The 25,854-nt window shown below is 65.1% G+C and carries 30 protein-coding genes; 11 read left to right on the top strand and 19 right to left on the bottom strand.

The genetic code is table 11. The features are described 5' to 3' along the window. Window positions 1-116 precede the first annotated feature (116 nt). Complete coding sequence (leuB, locus tag HAP48_RS14455; protein ID WP_166213239.1) at window positions 117-1,229, top strand: 3-isopropylmalate dehydrogenase; 1,113 nt, start codon at window positions 117-119, stop codon at window positions 1,227-1,229. A gap of 110 nt (window positions 1,230-1,339) precedes the next feature. Here the strand turns inward: leuB and HAP48_RS14450 are convergent, their stop codons facing one another. Then, complete coding sequence (locus HAP48_RS14450) at window positions 1,340-1,738, bottom strand: hypothetical protein (RefSeq protein ID WP_166213240.1); 399 nt, start codon at window positions 1,736-1,738, stop codon at window positions 1,340-1,342. Between the two features lie 178 nt (window positions 1,739-1,916). Continuing rightward, complete coding sequence (locus HAP48_RS14445; protein ID WP_166213241.1) at window positions 1,917-2,711, bottom strand: hypothetical protein; 795 nt, start codon at window positions 2,709-2,711, stop codon at window positions 1,917-1,919. Window positions 2,712-2,827: 116 nt separating this feature from the next. Here HAP48_RS14445 and HAP48_RS14440 point away from each other — a divergent pair, with 116 nt between their 5' ends. Beyond that, window positions 2,828-3,862, top strand: coding sequence for an aspartate-semialdehyde dehydrogenase (locus HAP48_RS14440; RefSeq protein ID WP_166213242.1), 1,035 nt, complete (start codon window positions 2,828-2,830; stop codon window positions 3,860-3,862). 126 nt (window positions 3,863-3,988) lie between these two features. Then, window positions 3,989-4,543, top strand: a complete 555-nt coding sequence (locus tag HAP48_RS14435) for a TIGR00645 family protein (protein WP_166213243.1) — start codon at window positions 3,989-3,991, stop codon at window positions 4,541-4,543. A gap of 25 nt (window positions 4,544-4,568) precedes the next feature. On the opposite strand, the gene HAP48_RS14430 is transcribed toward HAP48_RS14435, so the two are convergent. After that, the gene (locus HAP48_RS14430; RefSeq protein ID WP_166213244.1) at window positions 4,569-5,204 is read right to left on the bottom strand and encodes a carbonic anhydrase; all 636 of its coding nucleotides are present in this window, start codon (window positions 5,202-5,204) and stop codon (window positions 4,569-4,571) included. A gap of 204 nt (window positions 5,205-5,408) precedes the next feature. Between HAP48_RS14430 and HAP48_RS14425 the strand changes: the two genes are divergently transcribed. Next, window positions 5,409-6,287 carry an HpcH/HpaI aldolase/citrate lyase family protein gene (locus HAP48_RS14425; RefSeq protein WP_166213245.1) on the top strand — a complete coding sequence of 293 codons (879 nt, stop codon included), beginning with the start codon at window positions 5,409-5,411 and terminating at the stop codon, window positions 6,285-6,287. Window positions 6,288-6,468: 181 nt separating this feature from the next. Here the strand turns inward: HAP48_RS14425 and HAP48_RS14420 are convergent, their stop codons facing one another. From HAP48_RS14420 to HAP48_RS14405, 4 genes are all read right to left on the bottom strand, one after another. Beyond that, window positions 6,469-7,695, bottom strand: a complete 1,227-nt coding sequence (locus HAP48_RS14420; RefSeq protein WP_420869824.1) for an integrase core domain-containing protein — start codon at window positions 7,693-7,695, stop codon at window positions 6,469-6,471. Between the two features lie 120 nt (window positions 7,696-7,815). Next, window positions 7,816-8,610 carry a glycosyltransferase family 32 protein gene (locus HAP48_RS14415; RefSeq protein WP_166213246.1) on the bottom strand — a complete coding sequence of 265 codons (795 nt, stop codon included), beginning with the start codon at window positions 8,608-8,610 and terminating at the stop codon, window positions 7,816-7,818. A 93-nt stretch (window positions 8,611-8,703) separates the two neighbouring features. Then, entirely contained in the window at window positions 8,704-9,306 is a 603-nt protein-coding gene (gene leuD / locus HAP48_RS14410; RefSeq protein WP_029081278.1) for a 3-isopropylmalate dehydratase small subunit, read from the bottom strand. Window positions 9,307-9,390: 84 nt separating this feature from the next. After that, a complete protein-coding gene (locus tag HAP48_RS14405) occupies window positions 9,391-9,789 on the bottom strand; it encodes a metallopeptidase family protein (RefSeq protein WP_166213247.1) in 399 nt (132 codons plus the stop codon). Between the two features lie 103 nt (window positions 9,790-9,892). Between HAP48_RS14405 and HAP48_RS14400 the strand changes: the two genes are divergently transcribed. Then, the gene (locus HAP48_RS14400) at window positions 9,893-10,219 is read left to right on the top strand and encodes a hypothetical protein (protein ID WP_166213248.1); all 327 of its coding nucleotides are present in this window, start codon (window positions 9,893-9,895) and stop codon (window positions 10,217-10,219) included. Here the strand turns inward: HAP48_RS14400 and HAP48_RS14395 are convergent. Continuing rightward, window positions 10,216-10,443, bottom strand: coding sequence for a hypothetical protein (locus tag HAP48_RS14395; protein WP_166202904.1), 228 nt, complete (start codon window positions 10,441-10,443; stop codon window positions 10,216-10,218). The two genes, HAP48_RS14400 and HAP48_RS14395, sit on opposite strands and share 4 nt — an antisense overlap. Before the next feature lie 258 nt (window positions 10,444-10,701). On the opposite strand from HAP48_RS14395, the gene HAP48_RS14390 reads away from it, so the two are divergent. Beyond that, complete coding sequence (locus HAP48_RS14390) at window positions 10,702-10,920, top strand: hypothetical protein (protein WP_166213249.1); 219 nt, start codon at window positions 10,702-10,704, stop codon at window positions 10,918-10,920. A 127-nt stretch (window positions 10,921-11,047) separates the two neighbouring features. Beyond that, a complete protein-coding gene (locus HAP48_RS14385) occupies window positions 11,048-11,386 on the top strand; it encodes a hypothetical protein (protein WP_166202906.1) in 339 nt (112 codons plus the stop codon). Window positions 11,387-11,479: 93 nt separating this feature from the next. On the opposite strand, the gene HAP48_RS14380 is transcribed toward HAP48_RS14385, so the two are convergent. Both HAP48_RS14380 and HAP48_RS14375 read right to left on the bottom strand, forming a co-directional pair. Continuing rightward, window positions 11,480-13,177, bottom strand: coding sequence for a methyl-accepting chemotaxis protein (locus HAP48_RS14380; protein ID WP_166213250.1), 1,698 nt, complete (start codon window positions 13,175-13,177; stop codon window positions 11,480-11,482). Between the two features lie 198 nt (window positions 13,178-13,375). Next, window positions 13,376-13,669, bottom strand: coding sequence for a DUF1330 domain-containing protein (locus HAP48_RS14375; protein ID WP_166213251.1), 294 nt, complete (start codon window positions 13,667-13,669; stop codon window positions 13,376-13,378). A gap of 158 nt (window positions 13,670-13,827) precedes the next feature. Between HAP48_RS14375 and HAP48_RS14370 the strand changes: the two genes are divergently transcribed. After that, window positions 13,828-14,400, top strand: coding sequence for a hypothetical protein (locus HAP48_RS14370; RefSeq protein WP_166213252.1), 573 nt, complete (start codon window positions 13,828-13,830; stop codon window positions 14,398-14,400). Window positions 14,401-14,466: 66 nt separating this feature from the next. Here HAP48_RS14370 and HAP48_RS14365 read toward each other — a convergent pair whose 3' ends face one another. Next, on the bottom strand, window positions 14,467-14,679 hold the full coding sequence (locus HAP48_RS14365) for a hypothetical protein (protein WP_414645665.1): 213 nt from the start codon (window positions 14,677-14,679) through the stop codon (window positions 14,467-14,469). 194 nt (window positions 14,680-14,873) lie between these two features. Next, window positions 14,874-16,280: a 3-isopropylmalate dehydratase large subunit gene (leuC, locus tag HAP48_RS14360; protein ID WP_166213253.1), complete on the bottom strand. Its 1,407-nt coding sequence runs from the start codon at window positions 16,278-16,280 to the stop codon at window positions 14,874-14,876. A 6-nt stretch (window positions 16,281-16,286) separates the two neighbouring features. Between leuC and HAP48_RS14355 the strand changes: the two genes are divergently transcribed. Beyond that, window positions 16,287-16,478, top strand: a complete 192-nt coding sequence (locus tag HAP48_RS14355; protein WP_166202908.1) for a hypothetical protein — start codon at window positions 16,287-16,289, stop codon at window positions 16,476-16,478. 321 nt (window positions 16,479-16,799) lie between these two features. On the opposite strand, the gene rplS is transcribed toward HAP48_RS14355, so the two are convergent. From rplS to HAP48_RS14335, 4 genes are all read right to left on the bottom strand, one after another. Then, on the bottom strand, window positions 16,800-17,180 hold the full coding sequence (rplS, locus tag HAP48_RS14350) for a 50S ribosomal protein L19 (protein ID WP_166213254.1): 381 nt from the start codon (window positions 17,178-17,180) through the stop codon (window positions 16,800-16,802). A 108-nt stretch (window positions 17,181-17,288) separates the two neighbouring features. After that, a complete protein-coding gene (trmD, locus tag HAP48_RS14345) occupies window positions 17,289-18,035 on the bottom strand; it encodes a tRNA (guanosine(37)-N1)-methyltransferase TrmD (RefSeq protein WP_166213255.1) in 747 nt (248 codons plus the stop codon). Window positions 18,036-18,044: 9 nt separating this feature from the next. After that, on the bottom strand, window positions 18,045-19,127 hold the full coding sequence (locus tag HAP48_RS14340) for a quinone oxidoreductase family protein (protein ID WP_166213256.1): 1,083 nt from the start codon (window positions 19,125-19,127) through the stop codon (window positions 18,045-18,047). Window positions 19,128-19,407: 280 nt separating this feature from the next. After that, window positions 19,408-20,607: an MFS transporter gene (locus HAP48_RS14335; protein ID WP_166213257.1), complete on the bottom strand. Its 1,200-nt coding sequence runs from the start codon at window positions 20,605-20,607 to the stop codon at window positions 19,408-19,410. 171 nt (window positions 20,608-20,778) lie between these two features. Here HAP48_RS14335 and gcvA point away from each other — a divergent pair, with 171 nt between their 5' ends. Next, window positions 20,779-21,690: a transcriptional regulator GcvA gene (gene gcvA / locus HAP48_RS14330; protein WP_166213258.1), complete on the top strand. Its 912-nt coding sequence runs from the start codon at window positions 20,779-20,781 to the stop codon at window positions 21,688-21,690. A 13-nt stretch (window positions 21,691-21,703) separates the two neighbouring features. Here gcvA and rimM read toward each other — a convergent pair whose 3' ends face one another. From rimM to ffh, 3 genes are all read right to left on the bottom strand, one after another. Continuing rightward, complete coding sequence (gene rimM, locus HAP48_RS14325; protein ID WP_166213259.1) at window positions 21,704-22,225, bottom strand: ribosome maturation factor RimM; 522 nt, start codon at window positions 22,223-22,225, stop codon at window positions 21,704-21,706. Window positions 22,226-22,242: 17 nt separating this feature from the next. Next, the gene (rpsP, locus tag HAP48_RS14320) at window positions 22,243-22,575 is read right to left on the bottom strand and encodes a 30S ribosomal protein S16 (protein WP_029081296.1); all 333 of its coding nucleotides are present in this window, start codon (window positions 22,573-22,575) and stop codon (window positions 22,243-22,245) included. Between the two features lie 85 nt (window positions 22,576-22,660). Further along, entirely contained in the window at window positions 22,661-24,208 is a 1,548-nt protein-coding gene (gene ffh, locus HAP48_RS14315) for a signal recognition particle protein (protein ID WP_166213260.1), read from the bottom strand. A gap of 551 nt (window positions 24,209-24,759) precedes the next feature. On the opposite strand from ffh, the gene HAP48_RS14310 reads away from it, so the two are divergent. Beyond that, entirely contained in the window at window positions 24,760-25,740 is a 981-nt protein-coding gene (locus tag HAP48_RS14310; protein ID WP_420869898.1) for an MBL fold metallo-hydrolase, read from the top strand. The last annotated feature ends 114 nt before the right edge of the window (window positions 25,741-25,854 follow it).

The following is a 25,854-nucleotide window of genomic DNA, read 5'->3' as shown; positions in this document are numbered from 1 at the left end:
GGCATCCATCTTCAAGGCTTCTTCGAAGCGGGATGGATTGCCGGGTCATTTGTGCGAGGACGCGCTTCGCGCTCTTGCCCGGCAATGACAACAAACAGTTAGCTCGAGGTAACACCATGGCGACCCATAAACTGCTGCTTCTCCCCGGCGACGGCATCGGCCCCGAAGTGATGGCCGAGGTGCAGCGCGTGATCGACTGGCTGAATGCGCAGGGCATCGCCAGGTTCGAGACCGAGCAGGGGCTGGTCGGCGGCTCCGCCTATGACGCCCACAAGGTGTCGATCTCCGAGGGCGACATGGCCAAGGCGACCGCGGCCGACGCCGTGATCTTCGGCGCGGTCGGCGGTCCGAAGTGGGACAGCGTGCCCTACGAAGTCCGCCCCGAGGCCGGCCTGCTGCGGCTGCGCAAGGATCTCGGCCTGTTCGCCAATCTGCGCCCGGCGGTGTGCTACCCGGCGCTGGCGGATGCCTCGAGCCTCAAGCGCGAGGCGGTCGAGGGTCTCGACATCATGATCGTCCGCGAACTCACCGGCGGCGTCTATTTCGGCGAGCCGAAGACCATCACCGATCTCGGCAACGGGCAGAAGCGCGCGGTCGACACCCAAGTCTACGACACCTACGAGATCGAGCGCATCGGCCGCGTCGCCTTCGATCTGGCGCGCAAGCGCCGCAACAAGGTGACGTCGATGGAGAAGCGCAACGTCATGAAATCGGGCGTGCTCTGGAACGAGGTCATGACCCAGGTCCACGCGCGCGAATACAAGGACGTCACGCTGGAGCATCAGCTCGCCGATTCCGGCGGCATGAACCTGGTGAAGGCGCCGAAGCAATTCGACGTCATCGTCACAGACAATCTGTTCGGCGACATGCTGTCCGACATCGCCGCGATGCTGACCGGTTCGCTCGGCATGCTGCCGTCGGCCTCGCTCGGCGAAGTCGACTCCAAGACCAGGAAGCGCCGTTCGCTGTTCGAGCCGGTGCACGGCTCGGCGCCCGACATCGCGGGCAAGGGCCTCGCCAACCCGATCGCGATGATCTCGTCGTTCGGCATGGCGCTGCGCTACTCCTTCGATATGGGCGATCTCGCCGACAAGGTCGATGCCGCAATCGCGGCCGTGCTCGCCAGCGGCCTGCGTACCGCCGACATCAAGTCGGAAGGCACCACGTCAGCCAGCACGACGCAGATGGGCGAAGCGATCCTGAAGGAATTGCAGAAGCTGCACGCGTAAGGACTGCGTCGTCATTCCGGGGCGATGCTGCGCATCGCTCCGGAGTGATCGCAAAACAAAAATGCCCGGCCGGAGCCGGGCATTTTCGTATCGGCTGTGCGCCGAAATTCTCAGTACAGCGGGAAGTTCCGCGGATAGCCGCCAACGTCGGCCGGCGTGCTGAGCGGCTGGCGATCGATCGGACGGTTGTTGTTCTCGCGCGCGAACGAGGGGTAGCCGATCTCCGGCGGATAGGCGTAGTCGTTGAACTTGCGGTCGCCCGGCAGCACTTCGGTGCCGGCGTCCAGCCACGAGCGCGTGGTGACGTAGACGCGGGTGCGCGGACCCTGCTGATAGACGCGGTTCGGACCCTGCTGGCCGTAATAGCGGCGGCCGTCGCGGTCATACTGCTCTTGCTGCTTGCGCGGGCTCTGCGCGCTGGCCGCGGTGACACTGAGCGCGGTTGCGGTGACGGCAGCCGCGGCAAGCAACACCACGAGCTTGTTCGCGGCAGGGAATTTCAAGGTCATCGCATCCTCGTCATTACGGCCCCGTCGGGGGGCTGGCGCGTCCGCCAAAATCACTCGGAACATATTGTAGCCTTGGTGGGAAGCCCGTCACTAGGTCAATTGCGCCACACCGGTCCAGATAATGCAGCCGGTAGAGCAAAAGTTTCATGTAAACCAGTGTCTTGCCACGGTCTTGCCATCAAAGGGCGCCGCGCAGAAGCGGGTTCGCGCTGCCCATCACCCAGTCGGCCGACATGGCCGGCGGGCCGGAGGTAACGCAGTCGGTACGGCGCAGCTCGGCATGCGCGAACAGCGCGGCGAGCCGCAGGTCATTGCCGGCGGCCAGCAGGGTCAGGCGGTTCAGCATGCAGACGATCGCGGCGCGCTGGGCCGGCAGGCCGGCGCCTTGGCAGGTCCAGCCGGAGATGCGCAGATCGGGCGCGTCGGCCTGCTTGAGGAAGCCGAGGCAACTGCGGCTGCCGTCCTGCCGCACCGGGCGCAGCAAGGTGACGCTGCCGAACTTGCTGTCGACGATGCCGGCGGCCTCGAGCTCGCGGACGCCGCCCGGGTCGAGCCGCCCGGCAATCTCGGTGACCGCGGGTCCCACGGCCTCGCCGCCGGGGCGGTAGATTTCCAGCTCCGCTGCCGGCGCGCCGTTGGCATCCGCCCAGCGGAAGACGTCCTTGCGGCCGCCCTCGGGGTGCCGGAAGATTTCGTAAGCCTCTGTTTTATCTAGCGGATCTTGCCGGCTGATGGCAAAAGCCGGCGTCGAGCGACCGGCCAGGCTCCAGCCTGTGGCGGCGGGGGCCGCCATCGCCGTTGCGTCCGGCAGTTGCTTCCATAGATAGGTGCCGAGGACGGCGAACAGCGCGAGCACGGCGACATAGGCGAACAGCCGGGAGAGCGTGGCGTAGACCTCGTCGACGAAACTCGTCAGCGCGGACGGAGTTCTCGTATGATGGGGTGCGGCCGGACCGGCCTGAAAGAAACGCATCAAAACGCTCAAATGCTGCGCAACGTTGTCTTGACGGGGTTTCTCGCATAGAAGCGCTGCCTCTTCCCTTTCCGCTGTCAGCGGGGGAACGGGCATTTTTCGTCGGAGAGTGAACGATGGGTTACAAAGTCGCGGTGGTCGGAGCGACCGGCAATGTCGGGCGCGAAATGCTCAACATTCTCGACGAGCGCAAATTCCCCGCCGACGAGGTCGTCGTGCTGGCCTCGCGCCGCAGCGTCGGCGTCGAGGTCTCCTATGGCGACCGCACGCTGAAGGTGAAGGCGCTCGAGCATTATGATTTCTCCGACGTCGACATCTGCCTGATGTCGGCCGGCGGCTCGGTCTCCAAGGAATGGTCGCCCAAGATCGGCGCCGCCGGTGCGGTCGTGATCGACAATTCGTCGGCCTGGCGCATGGACCCGGACGTGCCGCTGATCGTGCCGGAGGTGAACGCGGATGCCACCGCCGGCTTCACCAAGAAGAACATCATCGCCAATCCGAACTGCTCGACCGCGCAGCTCGTCGTCGCGCTGAAGCCGCTGCACGACAAGGCCACCATCACCCGCGTCGTGGTCGCGACTTATCAATCGGTGTCGGGCGCCGGCAAGGACGCGATGGACGAGTTGTTCACGCAGACCAAGGCCGTCTACACCAATGACGAGCTGATCAATAAGAAGTTTCCCAAGCGCATCGCCTTCAACATCATTCCCCAGATCGACGTCTTCATGGAAGACGGCTTCACCAAGGAAGAGTGGAAGATGATGGCGGAGACCAAGAAGATCCTTGATCCCAAGATCAAGCTGACCGCGACCTGCGTGCGCGTGCCGGTCTTCGTCAGCCACTCCGAGGCCGTCAATGTCGAGTTCGCCAATCCGATCACGGCGGACGAGGCGCGTAACATCCTGCGCAATGCGCCGGGCTGCCTCGTGATCGACAAGCACGAGCCGGGCGGCTACGTCACGCCGTACGAGGCGGCCGGCGAGGACGCGACCTATATCAGCCGCATCCGCGAGGACGCCACGGTGGAGAACGGCCTGTCGTTCTGGTGCGTCTCGGACAATCTGCGCAAGGGCGCGGCGCTGAACGCGATCCAGATCGCCGAAGTCCTGATCAACCGCAAGCTGATCACCGCGAAGAAGAAGGCGGCGTAGAGCATGATCCGGAAAAGTGCGAAGCGGTTTTCCCTCGCGACAAACGCGGAACGCGTTTGCGCGGAGATCATGCTCAAATAGCTGAGCCGAAGCGAAACGCGGGATACGGGTCAGGAAGCGCGTGTCATGGCGGAACAACCGGCGACCTACCGGCCCAATCCGACGCTGAAGCGCGTCGAACGTCGTTTCGAAAACCTGCTCTTCAACAGCCGCTGGCTGATGGCGCCGTTCTATTTCGGCCTTGTCATCAGCCTCGCGGCTTTGCTGCTCAAGTTCTGCATGGAGCTGTGGCACTTCATCCTGCATGTGCCGGATGCCAAGGAATCCGACATCATTCTCGGCGTGCTCTCGCTGATCGACATCTCGCTGACCGGCAATCTGATCCTGATCGTGGTGTTTTCCGGCTACGAGAATTTCGTCTCGAAGATCGATCCGGAAGGGCACCCGGATTGGCCGGACTGGATGACCAAGGTCGATTTCGGCGGCCTGAAGCAAAAATTACTTGCGTCGATTGTTGCGATCTCGGCCATTCAGGTGCTGAAGGCGTTCATGAACCTCGATACCGCGTTCGATCCCAGCAAGCTCGCCTGGCTGGTCGGTGTGCACCTGGTGTTCGTGGTGTCGTCCTTCATGCTCGCGATCTCCGACCGCTGGGGCAGCGGCCATCACGGCGGCGAGTAGATTCTACTCGCCCGATTTCATCGCGTCAGCGAACGCTGATGAATTCCTTCGCCGTCCTGTCGAGCACGAACAGCGAGCCTTCGGCGACGCCGAAATAGGCGCCGTGCAGTTGCATGTCACCGCTCTCCACGCGTTCGCGCACGAACGGGAAGGTCATCAGGTTCTCCAGCGAACGGAACACCGCGGCCTTCTCGATGCGGGTGACGAAGTCCTGCATGCTCTCATGCTCGCGCTGCTCGACGACCTCGCCCGGCTTGATGAACATCTGCATCCATTTGCCGATGAAGTCGCCCGGCGTCAGCGGCTTGATCTTGTCGATGAAGGCGCGGATGCCGCCGCACTGGGCATGGCCCAGCACCACGAGATTTTTCACCTTCAGCACGGTCACGGCATATTCCAGCGCGGCCGAGACGCCGTGGGCGTTGCTATCGGGCTGGTAGACCGGAACCAGGTTGGCGATGTTGCGGACCACGAACAACTCGCCGGGGCCGGCATCGAAGATCACTTCCGGCGAGACGCGGGAGTCGCAACAGCCGATCACCATGGTCTCGGGGAACTGGCCGCGCTCGGACAGGTCCCGGTAGCGGGACTGCTCGGTCGGCAGCCGCTGTGTGGCAAAGGCGTGGTAGCCGTCGATCAATTGCTTCGGAAAGGACTGCATGCCACTGCCTAACCACAAGCGCATGTCCGGAACAAGACTTTCGGCGTCGGGACTGAAATGATAGGGCCGGGGCTTGAAAAGCGGCGGCCGATCAGTGCCTAAACAATGGACGTTCGCTAGAGCATGATCCGGAAAAGTGCGAAGCGGTTTTCCGAAAAGATCATGCTTAAACAACAATCTGCCAAAGGCCTTGAGGAGACCACCATGACCCGTCCGCGCCGCAGCCTGTTGTTCATGCCGGGATCGAATGCACGGGCGCTGGAAAAGGCCCGGACGCTGCCGGCGGACGGCATTATCCTGGATCTGGAGGATTCCGTTGCCCCCGACGCCAAGGCGGTGGCTCGCGAGCAGATCGCCAAGGCGGTCGCCGCCAAGGGCTTTGGCAAGCGCGAGGTCCTGATCCGGATCAATGCCCTCGACACGCCCTGGTGGGTCGACGACATCGGCATGGCCGGCAAGGCGCAGCCGGATGGCATCCTGGTCCCCAAGATCTCCACCGTCGACGATCTCAACGCGGTTGCCGACCGCCTCAGCGAAATCAATGCGCCCGCCTCGATCCGGGTCTGGGCCATGATCGAGACCGCGCGCGCGGTGCTCGACGCCGACAAGCTCGCCGCCGCATCGAAAGACTCCGAAACCCGGCTCGCCGGCTTCGTGTTCGGGCCCAACGATATCGCGCGCGAAACCCGGATCCGGATGAAGCCGGGCCGCGCGGCGATGATCCCGATGATCACGCATTGCATCCTGGCGACCCGCGCGCACGGGCTCGAAATCCTCGACGGGCCCTATAGCGACATCAGCAATGTCGACGGCTTTGCAGAGGAATGCGCGCAGGGCCGCGATCTCGGCTTCGACGGCAAGACGCTGATCCACCCGAGCCACATCGACGCCTGCAACGCGATCTTCACGCCGCCGGAGGCTGAGGTCACTGAGGCGCGCAAGATCATCGCCGCCTTCGAACAGCCGGAGAACGCCTCGCGCGGTGCGATCCAGCTCGACGGCCGCATGGTGGAGCGGCTGCACGCCGAGATGGCCAAGCGCACGATCGCGATCGCCGACGCGATCGCCGCGATGGGGCATTAGCAGGGATTCTTCCCTTCTCCCCTTGTGGGAGAAGGTGGCGCGGACGCAGTCCGCGACGGATGAGGGGTCTCTATCCGTGGAGGCAGACCCCTCACCCGGCTTCGCTTCGCGAAGCCTGAGCAACCGGCGACATGGGTAACGGTTCAGACCGACGACATGGGTAACACAATTCTCGTTTCGTTCAGGTCTGTTGTTGGGGCTGTGGACCCTGAGGGCAACGCGTAGCGTTGTCCTCAAGTCCACAGCCTTTTGCCTTGCGTTTGGGTCTGCGGAGTTGGTCACCGCGATGGGCGATCGTGCCGAGCACGATCGGGCCATAGCTGACGGTCCAGCCGTCCGGGTCCTCGGCCAAGCCGACGGGCTCACCGATCAGCGCTTCGCTGATATAGATCGTGTTGCCCAACCACTTGATCTCTCCGTTGTGCCGGACCGAGCGGACGTCCTGACCGTCAGCGTATTCCGGCTTGCGCAAGACACCGTCGAAGCGGCGCGAGGAGGCCTGGTAACGGTCGGCTGGCGTGGCGTTGTCGAGCGATTGGTGAGGACGCTCTTCGTTGTAGAGATGCTGGAAGCTGTGCAAGCGCTTGAGCTGCTCGCGCATGGTGGGAGCCGGCGGATTGGCAACGTCTTGCAGCAGCGTCAGATGCATCCGCTCATGGCGGCCGTTCTGCTGAGGTTTGCCCGGTGCAATGCGCTCCGGCGTCACGCCGGCTTTGATCAGCTTGACCGACAGTCGTGACAATCCTCCGGCGCCGCGCGAGGCAAACGGCGAGCCGTTGTCCGAGCGCATGTAGAGTGGCAACCCAAACTCGCGCAACGCAGCGTCCAGCACAGGCCAGACATGATCCGTGTCGGTGCGTGCCAAGGCCTGGCAGCGCAGCAGATAGCGGCTATAGGCATCGGTGAGCGTCAGCGGTTCGCAGCGCATGCCGTCCCCGGTCAGGAACCAGCCCTTGAAGTCGATGCACCAGACGTCGTTGGCCGCCTCGCAACCGGCAAAGGGCGCGCTCGAGGGCGGCCCGCGCCGGCGCAGCTTGCGCTTCACCGTCAGCCCCTCACGATCGAACAGCTCGCCGATCGTGCTTGCCGCGGGCCATGCCGTCCGAGGTGACTTCCGTTCGAGAAAGGCCAGCACCTTGATCGGCCCCCAGCTAGGATGCGCCCGACGCACCTCAAGGCAGCGCTCAGCGATCTTCTCCGCAACGCTTTGTGGACGATGCAGCGGAGCTCGCGGACGATCGAACAGTCCGGCCGCGCCTTCTTCCTCGAACCGTGCAAGCCATTTGTAGCCCACCCGACGGCTCACTCCGAACCGCCGGCACACCGCCGCAAACGACTCCTCGTGCTTTTGTGCCGCCACCACAAACCGCATCCGTTCATCCACAGCACAGGTCTCCATCCACCCCATCGGCAAGTTCCTCCTTGCCGATCAGTTGACCCGTTACCTATGTCGCCGGTCTATTCTGTTACCTATGTAGCCGGTTAGGACCACGCCACCTTCTCCCACAAGGGGAGAGGGTGGGCTGCGCTATGGTCGCGCGCCAAACCTCTCCGTCGCCCATGCATAGAGGCTGCCAGGGATCGGCGCGTCCTTGCCGCGTCCCTTTGGCGAGATGTGCAGGCCGACGATGGCGGGGTCGTTCAGGTACCTCGAAATATCCGACGGCTCGAAGAACTGTCTCGGCTCGGCATGCACCGCGTAGAACGAACGCTTCGGCAGCGCGTGCTGCAACTCGCCCTCGCGGCGCGCCAGCGCGGTGAGCGCTGCCGGACCGAAGATCGCGACGCGGATGTCGGCGAGGCGATTGGATTTGCCGCGCAGCCGGCGCATCGCAAAGGTCACGCGGTGACGCAGCGCCAGCCAGTCCGGGGTCAGCTCGTCCTGCTGCATCAGCGCTTCGAAGGCGCGCACGATCGGATCGTCCGGCGGCAGATACAGCACCGAGTTGCCGAGTTGGCGCGGACGTTCCCAGGCAAAATAGGGCTTTGCCGGATCGATCTCGACGCCCTTCAGCAGCAGCACATCGGCATCGAGCCAGAGGCCGGCGCGCTGCCGCATCAGCCGCATACGGAAGAAGTCGCTGAACTGCAGGATGGTCCAGTCGCGCCACGAACCGTCCGGCTCGGCCGGACGCAGTCTTTCCGAGAACGAATGCGGCAGCACCGCCTCGGCCTCGGCATTGCCGACGCCGTCAGGCAGGCCGGGAATCGGATCGAAGCTGTAGACGGTGACCTTGTGCCCAGCCGCCACCTGCGAGCGCAGGCAGGTCTGGCGCAGCGCGTCCATCGAGCCGTGCCAGAAGGTGACGATGTCAAGCAGCATGCGCGTCAGCTATCAGCAAGTCTGCGGCGAGGCAATTCGGCAAGCAAAAGCCCCGGCGCCCGAGGGCACCGGGGCTCGATGATACGCTGCCGCTCAGGCCCAGGCGCGCTCCTTGAGCTTGGCCTCAAAGGTGTCGATCGACGTCTTCTTCTCCATCGTCAGGCCGATGTCGTCGAGGCCGTTGATCAGGCAATGCTTGCGGAACGGATCGATCTCGAACTTGACCTTGCCGCCGTCGGGACCGCGGATCTCCTGGTTGGGAAGATCGATGGTCAGTGTCGCATTGGCGCCGCGCTCGGCGTCGTCGAACAGCTTGTCGAGGTCCTCCTGCGACACGCGGATCGGCAGGATGCCGTTCTTGAAGCAGTTGTTGTAGAAGATGTCGCCAAACGAGGTCGAGATCACGCAGCGGATGCCGAAGTCGAGCAGCGCCCAGGGCGCGTGCTCGCGGCTCGAGCCGCAGCCGAAATTGTCGCCGGCGACCAGCACCTTCGCGTTGCGATAGGCTGATTGGTTGAGGACGAAATCCGGGTTCTCGCTGCCGTCATCCTTGTAGCGCTGCTCGGAGAAAAGCCCCTTGCCAAGGCCGGTGCGCTTGATGGTCTTGAGGTACTGCTTCGGAATGATCATGTCGGTGTCGACATTGATGATCTTCAGCGGCGCCGCGACGCCTTCCAGCGTGGTGAACTTGTCCATCGTTGCACTTCCCGGTCAAAATGAGGGATAGGGGCGGTTATTTATCGCGAATGCGACAGCGGTAAAAGGGCCATTTCTGCAGGGCTAGCCCGCATCGGCCTCAATCGCCTCCATATCGGCGTCGGAGAGGCCGAAATGGTGGCCAATTTCATGGATCAGCACGTGACGGACGATGTGACCGAGGGTCTCGTCGTGCTCGGCCCAGTAGTCCAGGATCGGCCGGCGGTACAGCCAGACCAGGTTGGGCAGCCGGGCGACGTCGCCATGGCTCTGCTGCGGCAGGCCGATGCCGTGGAACAGGCCGAGCAGGTCGAACTCGCTTTCGGCCTGCATCTCGTCGAGCACCTCGTCGGTCGGGAAGTCGTCGACGCGGATGATCAGACCCTCGCAGAGGGCCCGGAAGGTCTCCGGCAGGCGCTCGAAAATCTCGTGCGCCATGGCCTCCATCTCGTCGAGCGAGGGGGCTTTGGCTGTGGTCCACATGACACTCCTTTAGCGCGAGTGCCTCAGGCGGCGCCAGCGCAGTTGACCTTGGCGGTGCAATGGGAGACCGTGCGGCCCAAGATTGGGGCTCAAGGTGGGCGTGATGAAACGGATCGTGGCGGCAGTGCTGTTGGCTGGTGCAGTCGGGCTCTCGCTTCCGGCGGGAGAGGCGCAGGCACAGAGCGCGGCGGCTGAAGCGCGCATCGGTCAGGCGGACCCGGTTGTGCGCGAGCGGGTCGTCGAGCGCCGCCGGCTGAAGCGCGTGCCGATCTACCGGTCCCGGCCCGATCATTGGGAACCGGATGTCATCCCGCGCTACAATCCCGGTCCGAACGCCGTGCGCGACTGCACGGCGACCTATGTCCAGGAGCACCGGCCGAGCGGCACCGTGATCACGCCGCGCATGAACTGCTTCTGGCGGCCCGGCTAGCTGGGCCGACGTCGGCTTGCCGCACGGATCATTGCGGCAGCCGCGATCAATCCCATCGTTCCATAGACCACGAACGCCATCAGCATTTGCGTGAGCGGGCTCGCCGTTCCCATGCCGCCGCCCGGTCCCTGCGAGGCGAGCGCGAGATCGGCGAGCATGATGGAACCGCTGAGCGTCGCGAACGCGGTACGAAGCAACCGCGCGCGTGTGCCTGCTTGTGTCACGGCAACCTCCTGCAACAAAGAGCACGCGAGATACGACCATAGTCTGTGGCGGGTTTTGCGTGTGAACGCGAAAATTCGCGCGACGCGTCGGAACCTGAGCGCATCAGCGGCATTCACAATCGTGGCGCAGTCATTCACATCCCATTCACGTCGTCCGCACTCTGCTTGCGATCTGCGTCGCGGCAACGGCGGTCGATTCGCGCGCTAACGCGAGGCGTCGTTGCTAGACGTGACATCAAGGGATCAAGGAGAAGACTCATGAAGGTGATGAAGGTTCTGGGGCTCGCGGCCGTGGGTGCCGTGCTGGTCTTGGCGGCGCCGACCGAGCGCGCAAATGCGATGTCGCTGGCGACGCCAGGCGCGGCCGCAAAGGTTCAGGACAACGCGAACCAGACAACCACGCAAGTGGGCTGGCATCGCGGCTGGGGTCGCGGACATCACCGTGGCTGGGGCCATCGTCGCCACTGGCACCGCTGATCGCGCGGCGTATCAGCGCAGTTGAGACACAGGCCCGTGAGCAACGGGCCTGTTGTCGTTTGCAGCCATCAAACCGGCAGATTCGCGCGCGCGAGATGATATCAATCGCAATCTGCAGGAGTTGATCATGATGAGATGGATCGGTGTTGCCGCGGTCGCTTGTGCCGTCGCATTGACGGCGCCGGCATCCGCAACCGCGGCGGCATCAGCCAAGCCGCCGGCCGCCGCGCAACAGCGGCACGCAGGCAAGGCGACTGACTTCAGCGCGCAGCGCCATCATCACCATTACCAACGCCACCATTATCGCCACGGCTACCGGCCATATTACCGGCCGTACTACCGGTCCTATTCCACCTACCAACCCTACGGCTCCTACTATTACGGGCGGCCCTATTACTATCGGCCCTATCCATACGCCGCGCCGGCGCCGTTCACCTTCGGCTTCGGGTTCGGTCCGTTCTGGTGAGCCGCGGTTCGCGCGCAACTGCGCGGAGCCAACAGAAAGGGCGGCTCCGATCGCCGGGCGCCGCCCTTTGCAGTGAGAAGCTGCCTGATCCGGTCAGGCCGCGCGGATCTTGTCCAGGAATGCGTTGACGTTACCGCGCAGCGTTGCCGATTGCTGACTGAGATCGTCCGCGGCCGTCAGCACCTGCGTGGCCGCCGATCCGGTCTCGGTGGCGGCTTCGTTGACGCTGCCGACATTCGCCGACACCTCGCTGGTGCCGCGCGAAACTTCCTGGATGTTCTTCGAGATGTCGCGGGTAGCAGCGCTCTGCTGCTCGACAGCGGCGGAGATCGCCGCCGCGATTTCGCTCATCCGCCCGATGGTGCCGCCGATCGCCCGGATCGCGGCGACGGCTTGACCGGTCTCCTGCTGGATGGCCGCGATCTGCGAGGAGATGTCCTCCGTCGCCTTGGCGGTCTGGGTGGCAAGCGCCTTCACTTCATTGGCGACCACCGCGAAGCCTTTGCCGGCCTCGCCGGCGCGCGCCGCCTCGATCGTTGCGTTCAATGCCAAGAGATTGGTCTGCGACGCAATGTTCTGGATCAGCGAGATCACCTCGCCGATCCGCTGCGCAGCCGCGGCCAGGCTCTCGATGGTCGCGTTGGTGCGATCGGTCTCGTCGACCGCCGCCCTTGCCGTCTGGGCCGCCTGCGTCACCTGGCGGGTGATCTCGCTGATCGAGGCGTGCAATTCCTCGGTTGCGACCGCGACGGTCTGGACATTCGCCGAGGCCTCGTTGGATGCGGTGGCAACGAACGTCGCCTGCCGGCTGGTTTCCTCCGCGGTGGCCGACATGCTTCCGGCGGTCGCGTGCATCTCGGTCGAGGCCGCGGTCAGGGCGTTGAGCGCTTCCGAGACCTGATTGTCGAAGGTCGCGATGTGGCCCTCGACAGCGCGCTGCCGGGCCTCCTTGCGCAGCTGCTCCTCGCGCTGTTCGGCTTCGAGGCGGCGCGCCGTGATCGCATTCTCCTTGAACACGCGCAGCGACTTGGCGAGACCGCCGACCTCGTCGCTCCTGTCGTCGCCGACGACCGCGATGTCGAGATCGCCCTCGGCGAGCTTCGTCATCTCCTCCGTCATGCGCGATAGCGGCCGCGCGATCTGGCTGAACGCGATCCAGGCGAGGATATTGAAGGCACAGAGCAGCCCGGCGGCGGCGCCGAACAGCAGCACGATGCGGGTCTGGTCGGCGGTGGCGATGCCCTGGTCACGTGCGGCCTGCATGCCCTTCACATTGGCGGCGATCAGGCTGGCGACCGCCTCCATCGCGGTCTGGCGATGCTTGGCCGCGACATTGCGCGAGTAGGCGAAGGCGTCCTCCAGCTTGCCCGCGGTGACCAGCTCGAACACCTTCGCGCTGGCCTCGCGGCGGTCCTTGACCGCGCGGCGCAGCGTGTCGATCAGTTGCTGCTGTCCGGCGTCCGATGTGACGGACGCCAGGCGGTCGACCGCGGCAAGCGTCGCATCGGTTGCCTTGTTGTAGGCTTCGATGTTGGAGGCGATCGCCTTGGTATCGGAGGCGCTGAGGATGACATTCTTCTCGCTGACGGCCGCGCTGTTGAAGTTGCTCTCGGCTTCGAGGCTGTACTGCACGCGGCGGGCGTTGCCATCCACCAGGTCGGACGCGGTCGCCGACAAATGGCTCAGCGCCAGCGAGGCCTGGACGACGATGCCGATCGCGACCAGGGCGATAATGGCCGCGGGCACCGCGATCTTGGCAATGATGGGCAAATTCTGAAACTTGATGGTCATTTCCGGTCCCACGATAATGCTGCTGTTTCCATCGGCTCACCCGGCCGATGCGGCACGTGTGAGGACGCGATGCCACGGCTTGGCCTGCCGGCCGCGCCATGGAAACCGAAGTCGTCCTGAATTTTCTGATTGATTGTCCGTTAACCCTAGCCACCAACCCTTAGCAAAGGGTTCACGCTCGGTAGCCCGGTGACGGCATCAGGGCGCAAAGCCCTTGGCCAGCAAGACAATGCCTTGCGCACCCGCTTTGCGATCACTGGAGATCTCGACATATTCAGGCGATTCCGACCAGGCGCGGAATGCGGCTTCGTCAGGGAACGACATCAGCACCAGCTTGTCGCGATCCCAGGTGCCTTCGAGGACCGCGGGCTGCTCGTAGGCCGACAGCAGCCGCCCGCTGAACTTCCTGAACACGTCGAAGAAGCGCGCCTGATACCGATCATAGGCGGCGCGATCGGTCATCTTGAGCTGCACGATCACATAGACAGTCACTGGCGTTGCTCCCGGACTTTTCGTCGCATCGTTTGCGCGTTCATGGCGCATTCACTCAGGGATTTCTAGCGTTGCGCCGGGAGCGACCGCAATGAACGCAATGCAACCGGCTGCCATGCAGCGTGGTTCTGATTGCTGTTGTCAGGGAGGTTCTGAAGATGACGGAAGGGTATTTGCGGCGTGGCTTGGTGCGCCGTCTCGGTGTCGCGGCGGCCGCGGTCTTCTCGTTGTCGATTTCAGCGCAGCAACGCGCCGAAGCGCTGTCGCTGGCGAGCCCGGGCACCGTGCCCGCGGCGAAGTCTGCGGTCGACGCAATGACGACGGAGGTCCGGCATGGTGGTGGCGGCGGCCATGGTGGCGGCGGTCACGGCGGCGGAGGTTTTCATGGCGGCGGCTTCCGCGGCGGTGGTTTCCATGGTGGCGGATTTCATCGCGGTGCCTTCCACCGCGGCGGCTTTCGCGCGGCGCCGGCGTTCCATGGCGGCTTCCATCGCTATGGTGGCATCCATCGCCACTACGGTGGTTACCACCGCTTCTATGGCGGCGGGTACCGCTACGGCTACCGCCGGCACTTCCATCACCGGCGCTACGTCTATGGATCGTCCTACTACTATCCGGCCTACTATCATCACCGCCGTTGCCGGGTGGTCTGGACCTATTACGGGCCGCGCCGGATCTGCCGGCCGTATTGGCATCACCGTCACCACTGGCGGCCGTATGGCTACTGGTGAAGGTTGAAATGACAGCGGGCGCCAAACGGCGCCCGTTTTGTCAGGTCACTCCCGCTGGAGACCGCTCTAGTCCCAGTTCTTCAGCCTCCAGGGCTTGATCTTCCACGGCGTCAGGTTTTCGATCCGCCACTGCGTCCAGCGCTCCGGCGGCCAGTGGCTGAGGCGCGAGGTCTCCTTCACCTCGGGAGGCGGATCGATGATGCGTGGCGCGGCGCGGCGGCGCTTCTGCCGCGTCGCCTCGCTAATCATGTCGACGAATTCGCGCTTGTCGTCAGCCACGTCCGGCTCCCCGCGAAGCTTGTCCTCGCAAGGAGGCAGTGTGCGTGCGCCCCGTTAACGAGCCGTTTCCACAACGGCTCGAGCTTGAGACAAGCAATAGCGTTTTCGAGCGAAGTGGTTCCGGTTCGCGTGAAGAAAACGCGTCAAAAAGAGAACTGGAGCTTCGGTTCTGGCCAGAACCGAAGCTCCCTCGTTTACCGCCAGTCGCGGACGTCGACGAAGTGGCCGGCGATCGCGGCGGCAGCGGCCATCGCGGGCGACACCAGATGGGTGCGGCCCTTGAAGCCCTGGCGGCCTTCGAAGTTGCGGTTCGAGGTCGAGGCGCAGCGCTCTTCCGGCTTCAGCTTGTCCGGGTTCATCGCAAGGCACATCGAGCAGCCCGGCTCACGCCATTCGAAGCCGGCCTTGACGAAGATCTTGTCGAGGCCTTCGGCTTCCGCCTGCTCCTTCACGATGCCCGAGCCCGGTACGATCATCGCGTTGACGTGGGCGTTGACGGTCTTGCCCTCGGCGATCTTCGCCGCGGCACGAAGGTCCTCGATGCGGCCGTTGGTGCAGGAGCCGATGAAGACGCGGTCGAGCTTGATGTCGGTGATCTTGGTGCCGGCGGTCAGGCCCATATATTTCAGCGCGCGATGCTTGGAGAGCCGCTTGGCCTCGTCCGCGATCTTGTCGGGGTCGGGCACAAAGCCGGTCACCGAGATGACGTCCTCAGGCGAGGTGCCCCAGGTGACGATCGGCGGCAGCTTGGCCGCGTCGAGCCTGAGCTCGTGGTCGAAATGCGCGCCATCGTCGGAGCGCAGCGTCTCCCAGTAGCGCATCGCGGCATCCCAGGCCGCGCCCTTCGGCGCCTTCGGACGGTCGCGCAGGAAGTCGAACGCCTTCTGGTCGGGCGCCACCAGGCCGGCGCGCGCGCCGCCTTCGATCGACATGTTGCAGACCGTCATGCGGCCTTCCATCGAGAGCGCACGGATCGCCTCGCCGGCATATTCCAGCACGTAGCCGGTGCCGCCGGCGGTGCCGATCTCGCCGATGATCGCCAGGATGATGTCCTTGCCGGTGACGCCTTCCGGCAATTTGCCGTCGACGACCGCGCGCATGTTCTTGGCCTTCTTCTGGATCAGCGTCTGCGTCGCCAGCACATGCTCGACCTCGGAGGTGCCGATGCCGTGCGCGAGCGCGCCGAACGCGCCATGGGTCGAGGTGTGGCTGTCACCGCAGACGATGGTGGTGCCGGGCAGCGTAAAGCCCTGCTCCGGGCCGATGACGTGGACGATGCCCTGACGCTTGTCGAATTCGTCATAATACTCGATGCCGAATTCCTTGGCGTTCTCCGCCATCACCCGCATCTGCTCGATGCTTTCAGGATCGGGGTTCGGCTTCGAGCGATCGGTGGTCGGGATGTTGTGGTCGACGACGGCGAGCGTCTTCTCGGGCGCGTGCACCTTGCGGCCCGCGGCGCGCAGGCCTTCGAATGCCTGCGGCGAGGTCACCTCGTGCACCAGATGGCGATCGATATAGAGCAGGCAGGTGCCGTCGTCGGCCTCGTGGACCAGATGGTCGTTCCAGATCTTGTCGTACAGCGTGGTCGGTTTGGACATGAGCTTGTGCTCCAAAAGAAATTCAGTGGTGAGTGGCGTGAGCGCGCCGCGGCGCGCGAGCAGGCGAAAGCGTCCAGGCAGCGTTACGCTGCGCGCGTAAGCTCTGACGTTGCCGACGTCGCAAAGCGCCCGAAGAAGCGGCCGGGCAGCCGCGAGCGATCGTCGATCACGACGCGCTGGCAGGGCTGGCTTGCTTGATCCGGAACCATTCTAAATTTCTAACACAGGGCTGATATCCGCGACAATCGATCGATGCGCGGGGCGCCTCTTCGTCATTGCCGGGCTCGACCCGGCAATCCATCCATCTTGAGCAGGAAGTTCCTCTTCCTGATGGATGCGCGGATCCCGGCTCCGCCAAAGGCTTCGCCGAGGCTTTGCTGCGCTGGCTCGCCGTAGCTTTAGCGGAGGCGGCAAGCCCGCGCATGACGAGTTGAGGCTGACCCTCGATATAGGTATGCCGCAACAAAAAAGCGCGGGGCAGGCCCCGCGCTTTCGGTCAGACAACCCTTTCGGGGTGAATTACTCGCCGACGGCGGTCTGGCGGTCCTGCTTCTCGACGATGCGGGCCGACTTGCCGCGCAGGCTGCGCAGGTAATAGAGCTTGGCGCGACGGACCTTGCCGCGGCGCACGACCTTGATCGAGTCGATCATCGGCGACATCACCGGGAAGACGCGCTCGACGCCCTCGCCGTAGGAGATCTTGCGCACGGTGAAGCTCTCGTTGAGGCCCTGGCCGGAACGGCCAATGCAAACGCCTTCATAGGCCTGCACGCGGGTGCGTTCGCCTTCGACCACCTTCACATTGACGATGACGGTATCGCCGGGGCCGAATTCCGGGATGGTTTTGGTGGCGGCGAGCTTGTCGAACTGCTCTTTTTCGAGCTGCTGAATCAGGTTCATCGAAATCTCCATCGGCGGCGCGCCCAGCCTGTGCGGGCTGCGCAAACGTCCATCTATCCTGCGCGTGTGCGGATTAGGCCGTGCCTATAAGGCAAAGCGCAGGGTTTGTCACCCGTCTGTCGTGTTTTTTGTCCCTCGCGGAGCGGCTTTTTGGCCGGCCTTGCGGGCCCAGAGGTCCGGCCGGCGGTCCGCCGTGAGGGCTTCGGATTGGGCCAGCCGCCAGGCGGCCACCTTGGCGTGATCGCCGGAAATCAGGATTTCGGGGATCTGGCGGCCCTCGAACTCCTGCGGGCGGGTGTATTGGGGGTATTCCAGTAGTCCTTCGGAGAAACTCTCCTCGGTTCCCGAGGCCTGCTTGCCCATCACTCCCGGCAACAGGCGGACGCAGGCGTCGATCAGGGCCATCGCGGCGATCTCGCCGCCCGACAGCACGTAATCGCCGATCGAGACCTCCTCGAGCCCGCGGGCCTCGATCACCCGCTGGTCGATGCCCTCAAAACGGCCGCAGACGATCAGCGGGCCGGGGCCGGCCGCAAGCTCCGCGACCCGCTCCTGGGTCAATGGCCGACCCCGCGGGCTCATCAGGAGGCGCGGGAGGTCAGGCGCAATCGCCGCGGCGTCGATCGCCGCCGCCAGCACGTCGGCCCGCAGCACCATGCCCGGACCGCCGCCGGCCGGCGTGTCGTCGACGCTGCGGTGCTTGTCGGTCGCCGACGCGCGGATGTCGCGCGCCTCCAGCGCCCAGAGCCCGCCGGCCAGCGCCTTGCCGGCCAGGCTGATGCCGAGCGGCCCCGGAAACATGTCCGGGAACAGGGTCAGCACGGTCGTACGCCATGGTGTCGCTTGGGTTGTCATGGCCTCTGGTTACGGCACCACGGCCGTGAGGTCGAGGCTCTGCATCATGGCGGCGGCGTCGACCGCGCGGCGGAAGTCGGCAAGCCCAAAGGTCGCGACATTGATCTTGCCGAGATCAAGCAGGCCTTCGGCGGCGAGGCCGGCGAGCTGGCCCGGCGCGGTGCGGTCGTACATGAACTGCCCGACCACCTCCCAGTCGTTGGCCAGCATCTCGCGGAAGGACAGTTCGAGCGGTACGTCGGCGCTGCCCATCAGCACCATCCGGCCGCCGCGCTTGAGCGCACGCAGAGAGGACAGCGTGGTCGAGGTGCTCCTGGCGGCGCCGAGCAAATCGAGCCCGACATCGGCGCTGCCGCCGGCGGCGCGGCGGATGATCGCAAGATCGCCTGCGGCATCGCCGGTGACGATAGCGGGAATGACCCGCGGGCCAAACGCATCGCGCAATTGTTCGAGCGCGGCCTGCTTGCGTCCGACCGCGACGACGCGGCCCGCGCCCATCGCGACCGCGAGCATCACGCCGCCCGAGCCGAAATAGCCGGTCGCGCCGTTGACGATGATGGTCTGCCCGCCGCGCAGGCCGGTGCGCTGCAATCCGCCGAACGGCACGATCAGCTTGGCGAGCCCGATCAACTCAGTCGCCGGTCTGTCGTCGAGATTGGCAAGCGGCGTGACGCAGGCGGCCGGCCAGTGCGCGATCTCGGCGAACACGCCGTCGCGCCAGCGCGCCTGCAACGCGAACGCCTCCGGCGTCGTCACCGTCGCGGTGAGGCCGATCAGGATCTGCGGCGGATCGCGATCCGGCACGTCGCCGCGCAGATGCGGGCTCAGGAACACGCGGTCGCCGCTCGCAACGTGCGTGACGTTCTCGCCGGTGGCGACGACGCGCGCGATCGCGTTGGTGCCCGGCACGAACGGCATCGGCGGCAGGCTGTAGGGCAATGCGCCCGACAGCAGCCTGTTGGTGTAGGACAACACCATGCCGGCCTCGATCCGCACCACGACGCCATCGGGCGCGGGTTTCGGCGTCGCGACATCCTCGAAGCGAAGATCATTGTGGGCGTGCAGCCGCCAGGCCTTGTGCGTGCTTGTCATTGGGATGCTCCGTGAGACCATTGCTTAGGTAGCCCGAATGGAGCGAAGCGCAATCCGGGAATCACGCAAGCAACGAGGAGCGGCCCCGGATTTCGCTGCGCTCCATCCGGGCGATAGCTTCAACCTCCCCTTGAAAAGGGGAGGTCACTTTGCTCGCGAGAGCAAAGCGGGTGGGGATGTCAGCTTGCAGCGTCGCTCGTGGCGGACCCCCATCCCGGCCTTCCCCCTTTCAGGGGGAAGGAGAAGACAGACGGTCGCCCGGGCTTAGTCGCGTTATGAGTCACGCCGTCGTTCGCTCGTCGCCAAGATGCCGCGCCAGCGCGATGGCGAGCGGACAGATCGCCAGCGCCGTGATCGCGGTGGCCGCGGTTGCGAGTGTCGGGCCAAGTGCGTCACCAAGCAGGCCGTAGAGCACCGGCGCGAACGCGCCCGATCCGATCGTCCCGGTGTAGAACAGCGCGAACGCGCGTTCGGTCCGATGCGCCGGCGTGAGTTCGGGCACCGTGCCATAGAGCACGGATGAGGTGCCGTTGAGCATCACGCCGAGCAGCGGCAGCAGCACCATGGTCGGCGCAAGCGGCAGCGCCAGCACCGCGGCGATCAACGCCGCCGTGCCGCCTTCGGTGATCAGCACGGTGCGCAGCGTGCCGACGCGTTCGCCGAGCCAGCCGCAGGTGAATTTTCCTGCCGCGCCGCCGATGAAGACCAGCGCCAGCGCGAGGCCGTTGGTCGGCAGCGCAGCGCCCTTGTCGCGCAGCAGGAACGGCAGGAAGGTGAGAAACCCCATCCGGACCGCAGTGTCGAGGATTCCGATCGCGAGCAGCCAGGAGAACCCGCCGCCGGCGCTTGCGTGGCGTGACGCTGCGGCCGTCTTGCGCTCGGCGCCTTTGCCGACCGAGGGCATCCACAGCGCGATGCAGATCGCTACGAGCAGGCCGGCCAAGGCGAGCACGAGCAGCGTGTGCCGCCATGACATGATCACGAGCAGGATCGAGGTCAGTGCCGGGATCGCCGCCTTGCCGAGATCGCCGGAAAAATTATAGATTCCGAGCGGCCCACGCGCCGCCGTGCCATAGGCGCGCGACACCGCGGCCGAAGCGATCGGATGCTGCGTGCTCGAGCCTGCGCCGGAGAGTGCGAGCGCGAGGCCAAGTCCGATGACGCCGCCGGAGAATCCGGCGAACACGTAGCCGAGCGCCGACAGCGCCGTGCCCGCGATCAGGATGATCTTGCCGTCGATCCGCTCTGCGATGCGCCCGACCGGAATCTGCAGTCCGGCCATGGCGCCGGCATAGAGCCCGCGCAGCAGCGCCAATAGCCCGTAGCTCAGCGCGAATTCAGCCTGCCAGACCGGCAGCAGCACGTAGATCAGGTCGGTGTAGCCGTCGTGGAGGGCGTGGTTGAGCCCGGTCACGGACAGCGTGCGCGTCGCCCGGGCGTGGTCGGGACGGGATGCGTCGATTTCCGCGGATGCGCTCATTGTCGTCGTCCGGAGCAAGAAAATCTAAAGATAGAACGAGGGTGCATTTGAGTGAGGTCTCTAAAAATCAAGATACATTAGTGGCTTGCTGCGCAATATGCGCCCGATCGATCGCTGTCACAAATCAGTAATAATCGGATCATACATTAGAAAATCTGATATTGAGGGGTCATGTTCGTCCCGCGCCGCAGCCTGCCGCCGCTCAATGCGGTTCGCGCCTTCGAGGCCGCCGCACGCCTCGGCAGCTTCAAGGAAGCCGCCGCCGAGCTCAGCGTGACCCATGGCGCGGTCAGCCAGCAGATCCGGCTGCTCGAGGAATGGCTGGGCGCGCCGGCGCTGTTTCGGCGCTCGGTCCGCCGTGTGGTGCTGACGCCGGCGGGCGCGGCCTTGCTGGCGGAATTCGCGCCCGCGCTCGACCGGATTTCCGCCGCCGTGCAGCAGCATCGCGAGCGGCGCGGCGATGCTGTCGTCGCGGTGCTGCGCGTCAATGCGCTCGCGACCTTCAGCTTGCGCTGGCTGTTGCCGCGGATGAGCCGGTTTCGCGCCGAGCATCCTGATATCGAGGTGCGTCTCGCCACATCGAACGATCCGGTGGATGCGCTGCCCGAACGGTTCGATGTCGTGATCCGCGGCGGGCCCGACACGTTCCACGGTTTTTCATCCCGCTTCCTGGTGTCGGAGCGGAGATTGCCGGTGTGCAGTCCGTCGCTGCGAACGCAAGTGCCGTTGAATGAGATCGCGGACCTCGCCAAGCACACGCTGCTGCATGTCACCTCGATGCCGCGGCTGTGGCGCGACTGGCTCACCGAAGCGGGGCAATCCGCGCTGGAGCCGGCGGCCGCGCTGACCTTCGATCATTTCTATCTGACGATCCAGGCCGCGCTCGACGGTCTCGGCGTTGCGATGGGACCGACCGCGCTGATTGCGGATGATCTCGCGGCCGGGCGTCTGGTGACGCCGTTTCCGGCGATCAGCCTGCCGGCGCGCAGCTACTTCGCGTATTTTCCGGCGGGCCGCAGCAACGATCCGCACAGCGCAGTGTTCTGCGACTGGCTCGAGCAGCAAGGCCGGATGACGGGCTGAAAATGTCTCTTGATCAAGCCGCCGACGGATCGTCGCCGTCGATTTCCTGCGGCAGCTCGATCACGACGCGGCCGCCGGCGAGATCGACCGTCGGCACCACGGCGTTGGTGAAAGGCAGCAGCATCGTCGCGCCCTGCGGCGGGGCGATCTCGATGATGTCGCCGGCGCCGAAATTATGGATCGCGATCACCTTGCCGAGCGGCTGCTCCGATGTCGTCACCGCGGCGAGCCCGATCAGGTCGGTGTGGTAGTATTCACCGTCATCGGTTTCCGGCAGGCGGTCGCGCGGCACGTAGAGCTCGAGGCCATTGAGCCGTTCGGCATCATCGCGCGAGGCGACGCCCTTCAGCGTCACCACCAGATGATCCTTGGCCTCGCGCGCATGCGTGACCTCGAACTGGCGCGCGCCGTCCTTGGTCATCAGCGGCCCATAATCCTTCACGGCCAGCGGGTCTTCGGTGAAGGTCCACAGCCTGACGGCGCCGCGCACGCCATGCGCAGCGCCGATACGGGCGACACAGACCGGTGCTGTCACCGCAGCAGCCGTTCAGCTTATGCCTTGGCGGCGGCTTCGGCCTGCGCCTTGCGCTCCTTGCGCGGCACGGCCTTTTCCGGGTTGTTGCGCGCGGTGCGCTTGACGACGCCGGCAGCGTCGAGGAAGCGGGTGACGCGATCCGACGGCTGCGCGCCCTTGGCGAGCCAGGCCTTCACCTTGTCCATGTCGAGCTTCAGCCGCGCCTCGTTGTCCTTCGGCAGCAGCGGGTTGAAGTGGCCGAGACGCTCGATGAAGCGGCCATCGCGCGGAAAGCGCGAGTCGGCGACGACGACGTGATAGACCGGACGCTTCTTGGTGCCTGCGCGAGCGAGGCGGATAACAACGGACATTTAGTTCTCCTTCAAAGGTCGATGCGTTCGATTGATTGGCATTCCGCGTCGCGCCGGCCGCATTTGAGCCGTCGCGACGAATTCCTCATTTCTTCTTGCCCGGGAAGCCGCCGAGGCCCGGCAGCGTCGGCTTGCCGGTAAGCCCGGTCAGGCCCGGCACGTTCGGCAGGCCGCCGCGCAGCCCGACCGGCAAATCCTTCGGCAAATTGGGCAGGCCGCCGCCGGCGCCGCCCTGCATCTTGTCCGCGAGCGCCTTCATCTCCTCGGCCGAGGGCGGCTTCATGCCGCCGCCAAAGCCCATCGCCTGCGCGATGCCGGCGAGCGGGCCGCGCTTGCCGCTTCCCATGGCCTTCATCATGTCGGCCATGTTCCGGTGCATCTTCAGCAGCTTGTTGACCTGCTCGACGCTCTGGCCGGCGCCGGCCGCGATGCGCTTCTTGCGGCTGGCCTTCAGGATGTCCGGGTTCTTGCGCTCCTGCCGCGTCATCGAGTCGATGACGGCGACCTGGCGCTTGATGATCTTGTCGTCGATGCCGGCGGCCGCGATCTGGTTCTTCATCTTGGCGATGCCGGGCATCATGCCCATCAGGCCGCCGATGCCGCCCATGTTCGCCATCTGCTGCAGCTGCTCGCGCATGTCGTTGAGGTCGAACTGACCCTTGCGCATGCGCTCGGCGGTGCGCGCGGCCTTCTCTGCGTCGATATTGGCGGCGGCCTTCTCAACCAGCGAGACGACGTCGCCCATGCCGAGGATGCGGCCGGCGATGCGGTTCGGATGGAAGTCTTCCAGCGCATCAGTCTTTTCGCCGGTGCCGAGCAGCTTGATCGGCTTGCCGGTGACTGCGCGCATCGACAGCGCGGCGCCGCCGCGGCCGTCGCCGTCCACTCTTGTCAGCACGATGCCGGTGAGGCCGACGCGCTCATCGAACGCGCGGGCAAGGTTGACCGCGTCCTGGCCGGTGAGGGAGTCCGCGACCAGCAGCACTTCATGCGGGTTGGCGGCGGCTTTGATCTCGGCCGCCTCCTTCATCATGTCTTCGTCGAGCGTGGTGCGGCCGGCGGTGTCGAGCAGCACGACATCGTAGCCGCCGAGCTTGCCGGCTTCCAGCGCGCGCCGGGCAATCTGCGGTGGCATCTGGCCGGCGACGATCGGCAATGTCGGAATATCGAGGTCGCGGCCGAGCACTGCGAGCTGCTCCATCGCCGCCGGGCGATAGACGTCGAGCGAGGCCATCAGCACCTTGCGCTTGTCGCGCTGAACCATGCGCCGCGCGAGCTTTGCGGTGGTGGTGGTTTTGCCGGAGCCCTGCAGACCGACCATCATGATCGGAACCGGCGGCACGGAGTTGATATCGATGGTCTGGCCGTCGGAGCCGAGCGTGGCGACGAGCTCGTCATGGACGATCTTCACCACCATCTGGCCGGGCGTGACCGACTTGACGACGGTGGCGCCGATCGCCTGCTCGCGGACCCGGTCAATGAAACTGCGGACCACCTCGAGCGCGACGTCGGCTTCGAGCAGCGCGCGGCGCACCTCGCGCATCGCGGCATCGACGTCCTTTTCGGTCAGCGCACCGCGCCCCGTCAGACGATCGAGAATGCCACCAAGCCGTTCCGACAGATTGTCGAACAATGCCGTTGTCCTTCGTTGCGCCCGTGAGCGCGCGTCATCCGTTTCTCGTCATACCCCGCGAAAGCGGGGTATCCAGTACGCCGCGGCCTCCCGGTTCAATCCGGGCTGCTCTGGAATACTGGATCACCCGCTTTCGCGGGTGATGACCACATAGTCCGCCTTGGCACCGTGCCAAGACGGTGTACCCAGGACGATGGTCCAAACACTTTCGCGCCCGAGGGCGCATCGCGCTGTCGGGCGTTGGCCTCTGGTCTCCAGGACCAGTGGGCGGGTCGAAAAGACGGATCTTTCCGAGAAAGTGGCGGCGTTAAACGCTGCCGGGGGCGGAAAGTCAAGGAAAGTTTCGCCGCGATCGGCACGGCATGCCCAGTAAGGCGCTGAAATTACTTCATTTTGTCGGATTGGTTCCGAATTCGCCGGTGCCACCCATATAAACGGCGCCCGCCTCCTATTTGGGAACCCGCTTGCCCATCATCACCCGCCGTCGCCTTCTCGCAACCTTGACCGGAGCCGCCGCGGCGATCGGCGTGCCCTCGATCTGGATGTCCTATATGAAAACCTATGACGGCCCCGTCTCCGATCATTTCGACGGCCTGCACTTCTTCGATCCGGATGGCTCGCCGCCGAAATCGCTCGGCGAGGTGCTGCGCTGGCAGTTCGGGGGCAGGCGGCAGCGCGCGGTCTGGCCGGAATGGGCGCCGAGCCCCTATGCCGATACGCCGCCGCCGCGCGTCGACGGCGACAGGGTGCGATTCTGTTTCGTCGGCCATGCCAGCTGGCTGATCCAGACCGGCGGTCTCAACATCCTGGTCGATCCGGTCTGGTCGATGCGCGCCTCGCCGTTCGGCTTCGCAGGTCCCGTGCGGCACAACGATCCCGGCATCGCCTTCGAGAAGTTGCCTAGGATCGACGTCGTGCTGGTGTCGCATGGCCATTACGATCATCTCGATGTCGCGACACTGTCGAGGCTCACTGCGACGTCTGCACCGCGGGTGATCACGCCGCTCGGCAACGACGTCACGATGCGCGCATCGGATGCCGCGATCAAAGCCGAGGCATTCGACTGGCATCAGCGCGTCGAGCTCGGCAGCGGCCTTGCCGCGACGCTGGTGCCGACGCGGCACTGGTCGGCGCGCGGCCTGTTCGACCGCAACAAGGCGCTGTGGGCGAGCTTCGTGCTGGAGACGCCGGCCGGCAAACTCTACATCGTCTGCGATTCCGGCTATGGCGACGGGCGGCATTTCCGCCGCGTCGCCGACGCGCATGGACCGCTGCGGCTCGCGATCCTGCCGATCGGCGCCTATGAGCCGCGCTGGTTCATGCGCGACCAGCACATGAATCCGGAAGACGCCGTCAAGGCGCTGGCCGATTGCGGCGCGGCGCAAGCGCTGGCGCATCACCACGGTACGTTCCAATTGACCGACGAGGCGATCGACGCACCGGCGATCGCCCTCGGCGAAGCGCTCGACGCGGCAAAAGTGCCGCGCGAGAAGTTTATGACGTTGAAGCCCGGGCAGGTGTTCGAGATTTAAAGGCTGTCATCCCTGCGGGACGCACGTGCCCCGGATGCAGCGCAGCGCGCGAGCGGTGCGCTGCTGGTCCGGGGCCCATCGCGCCAGCAAAGCAAGAGTGGGTCCCGGCGCTGC

This window comes from Bradyrhizobium septentrionale (assembly GCF_011516645.4).
In the GTDB taxonomy this organism is placed as follows: Bacteria; Pseudomonadota; Alphaproteobacteria; order Rhizobiales; family Xanthobacteraceae; genus Bradyrhizobium; species Bradyrhizobium septentrionale.
The sequence above is the reverse complement of the archived record's forward strand: the minus strand, read 5'-3'. Positions and strand labels throughout refer to the sequence as shown.

Bases quoted from the DNA above. Each gene is read 5' to 3' on its own strand.
- leuB (WP_166213239.1), top strand. From the start codon at position 117: ATGGCGACCCATAAACTGCTGCTTCTCCCCGGCGACGGCATCGGCCCC.
- HAP48_RS14450 (WP_166213240.1), bottom strand. From the start codon at position 1,738: ATGACCTTGAAATTCCCTGCCGCGAACAAGCTCGTGGTGTTGCTTGCC.
- HAP48_RS14445 (WP_166213241.1), bottom strand. From the start codon at position 2,711: ATGCGTTTCTTTCAGGCCGGTCCGGCCGCACCCCATCATACGAGAACT.
- HAP48_RS14440 (WP_166213242.1), top strand. From the start codon at position 2,828: ATGGGTTACAAAGTCGCGGTGGTCGGAGCGACCGGCAATGTCGGGCGC.
- HAP48_RS14435 (WP_166213243.1), top strand. From the start codon at position 3,989: ATGGCGGAACAACCGGCGACCTACCGGCCCAATCCGACGCTGAAGCGC.
- HAP48_RS14430 (WP_166213244.1), bottom strand. From the start codon at position 5,204: ATGCAGTCCTTTCCGAAGCAATTGATCGACGGCTACCACGCCTTTGCC.
- HAP48_RS14425 (WP_166213245.1), top strand. From the start codon at position 5,409: ATGACCCGTCCGCGCCGCAGCCTGTTGTTCATGCCGGGATCGAATGCA.
- HAP48_RS14420 (WP_420869824.1), bottom strand. From the start codon at position 7,695: ATGGGGTGGATGGAGACCTGTGCTGTGGATGAACGGATGCGGTTTGTG.
- HAP48_RS14415 (WP_166213246.1), bottom strand. From the start codon at position 8,610: ATGCTGCTTGACATCGTCACCTTCTGGCACGGCTCGATGGACGCGCTG.
- leuD (WP_029081278.1), bottom strand. From the start codon at position 9,306: ATGGACAAGTTCACCACGCTGGAAGGCGTCGCGGCGCCGCTGAAGATC.
- HAP48_RS14405 (WP_166213247.1), bottom strand. From the start codon at position 9,789: ATGTGGACCACAGCCAAAGCCCCCTCGCTCGACGAGATGGAGGCCATG.
- HAP48_RS14400 (WP_166213248.1), top strand. From the start codon at position 9,893: ATGAAACGGATCGTGGCGGCAGTGCTGTTGGCTGGTGCAGTCGGGCTC.
- HAP48_RS14390 (WP_166213249.1), top strand. From the start codon at position 10,702: ATGAAGGTGATGAAGGTTCTGGGGCTCGCGGCCGTGGGTGCCGTGCTG.
- HAP48_RS14385 (WP_166202906.1), top strand. From the start codon at position 11,048: ATGATGAGATGGATCGGTGTTGCCGCGGTCGCTTGTGCCGTCGCATTG.
- HAP48_RS14380 (WP_166213250.1), bottom strand. From the start codon at position 13,177: ATGACCATCAAGTTTCAGAATTTGCCCATCATTGCCAAGATCGCGGTG.
- HAP48_RS14370 (WP_166213252.1), top strand. From the start codon at position 13,828: ATGACGGAAGGGTATTTGCGGCGTGGCTTGGTGCGCCGTCTCGGTGTC.
- leuC (WP_166213253.1), bottom strand. From the start codon at position 16,280: ATGTCCAAACCGACCACGCTGTACGACAAGATCTGGAACGACCATCTG.
- rplS (WP_166213254.1), bottom strand. From the start codon at position 17,180: ATGAACCTGATTCAGCAGCTCGAAAAAGAGCAGTTCGACAAGCTCGCC.
- trmD (WP_166213255.1), bottom strand. From the start codon at position 18,035: ATGACAACCCAAGCGACACCATGGCGTACGACCGTGCTGACCCTGTTC.
- HAP48_RS14340 (WP_166213256.1), bottom strand. From the start codon at position 19,127: ATGACAAGCACGCACAAGGCCTGGCGGCTGCACGCCCACAATGATCTT.
- HAP48_RS14335 (WP_166213257.1), bottom strand. From the start codon at position 20,607: ATGAGCGCATCCGCGGAAATCGACGCATCCCGTCCCGACCACGCCCGG.
- gcvA (WP_166213258.1), top strand. From the start codon at position 20,779: ATGTTCGTCCCGCGCCGCAGCCTGCCGCCGCTCAATGCGGTTCGCGCC.
- rpsP (WP_029081296.1), bottom strand. From the start codon at position 22,575: ATGTCCGTTGTTATCCGCCTCGCTCGCGCAGGCACCAAGAAGCGTCCG.
- HAP48_RS14310 (WP_420869898.1), top strand. From the start codon at position 24,760: ATGAAAACCTATGACGGCCCCGTCTCCGATCATTTCGACGGCCTGCAC.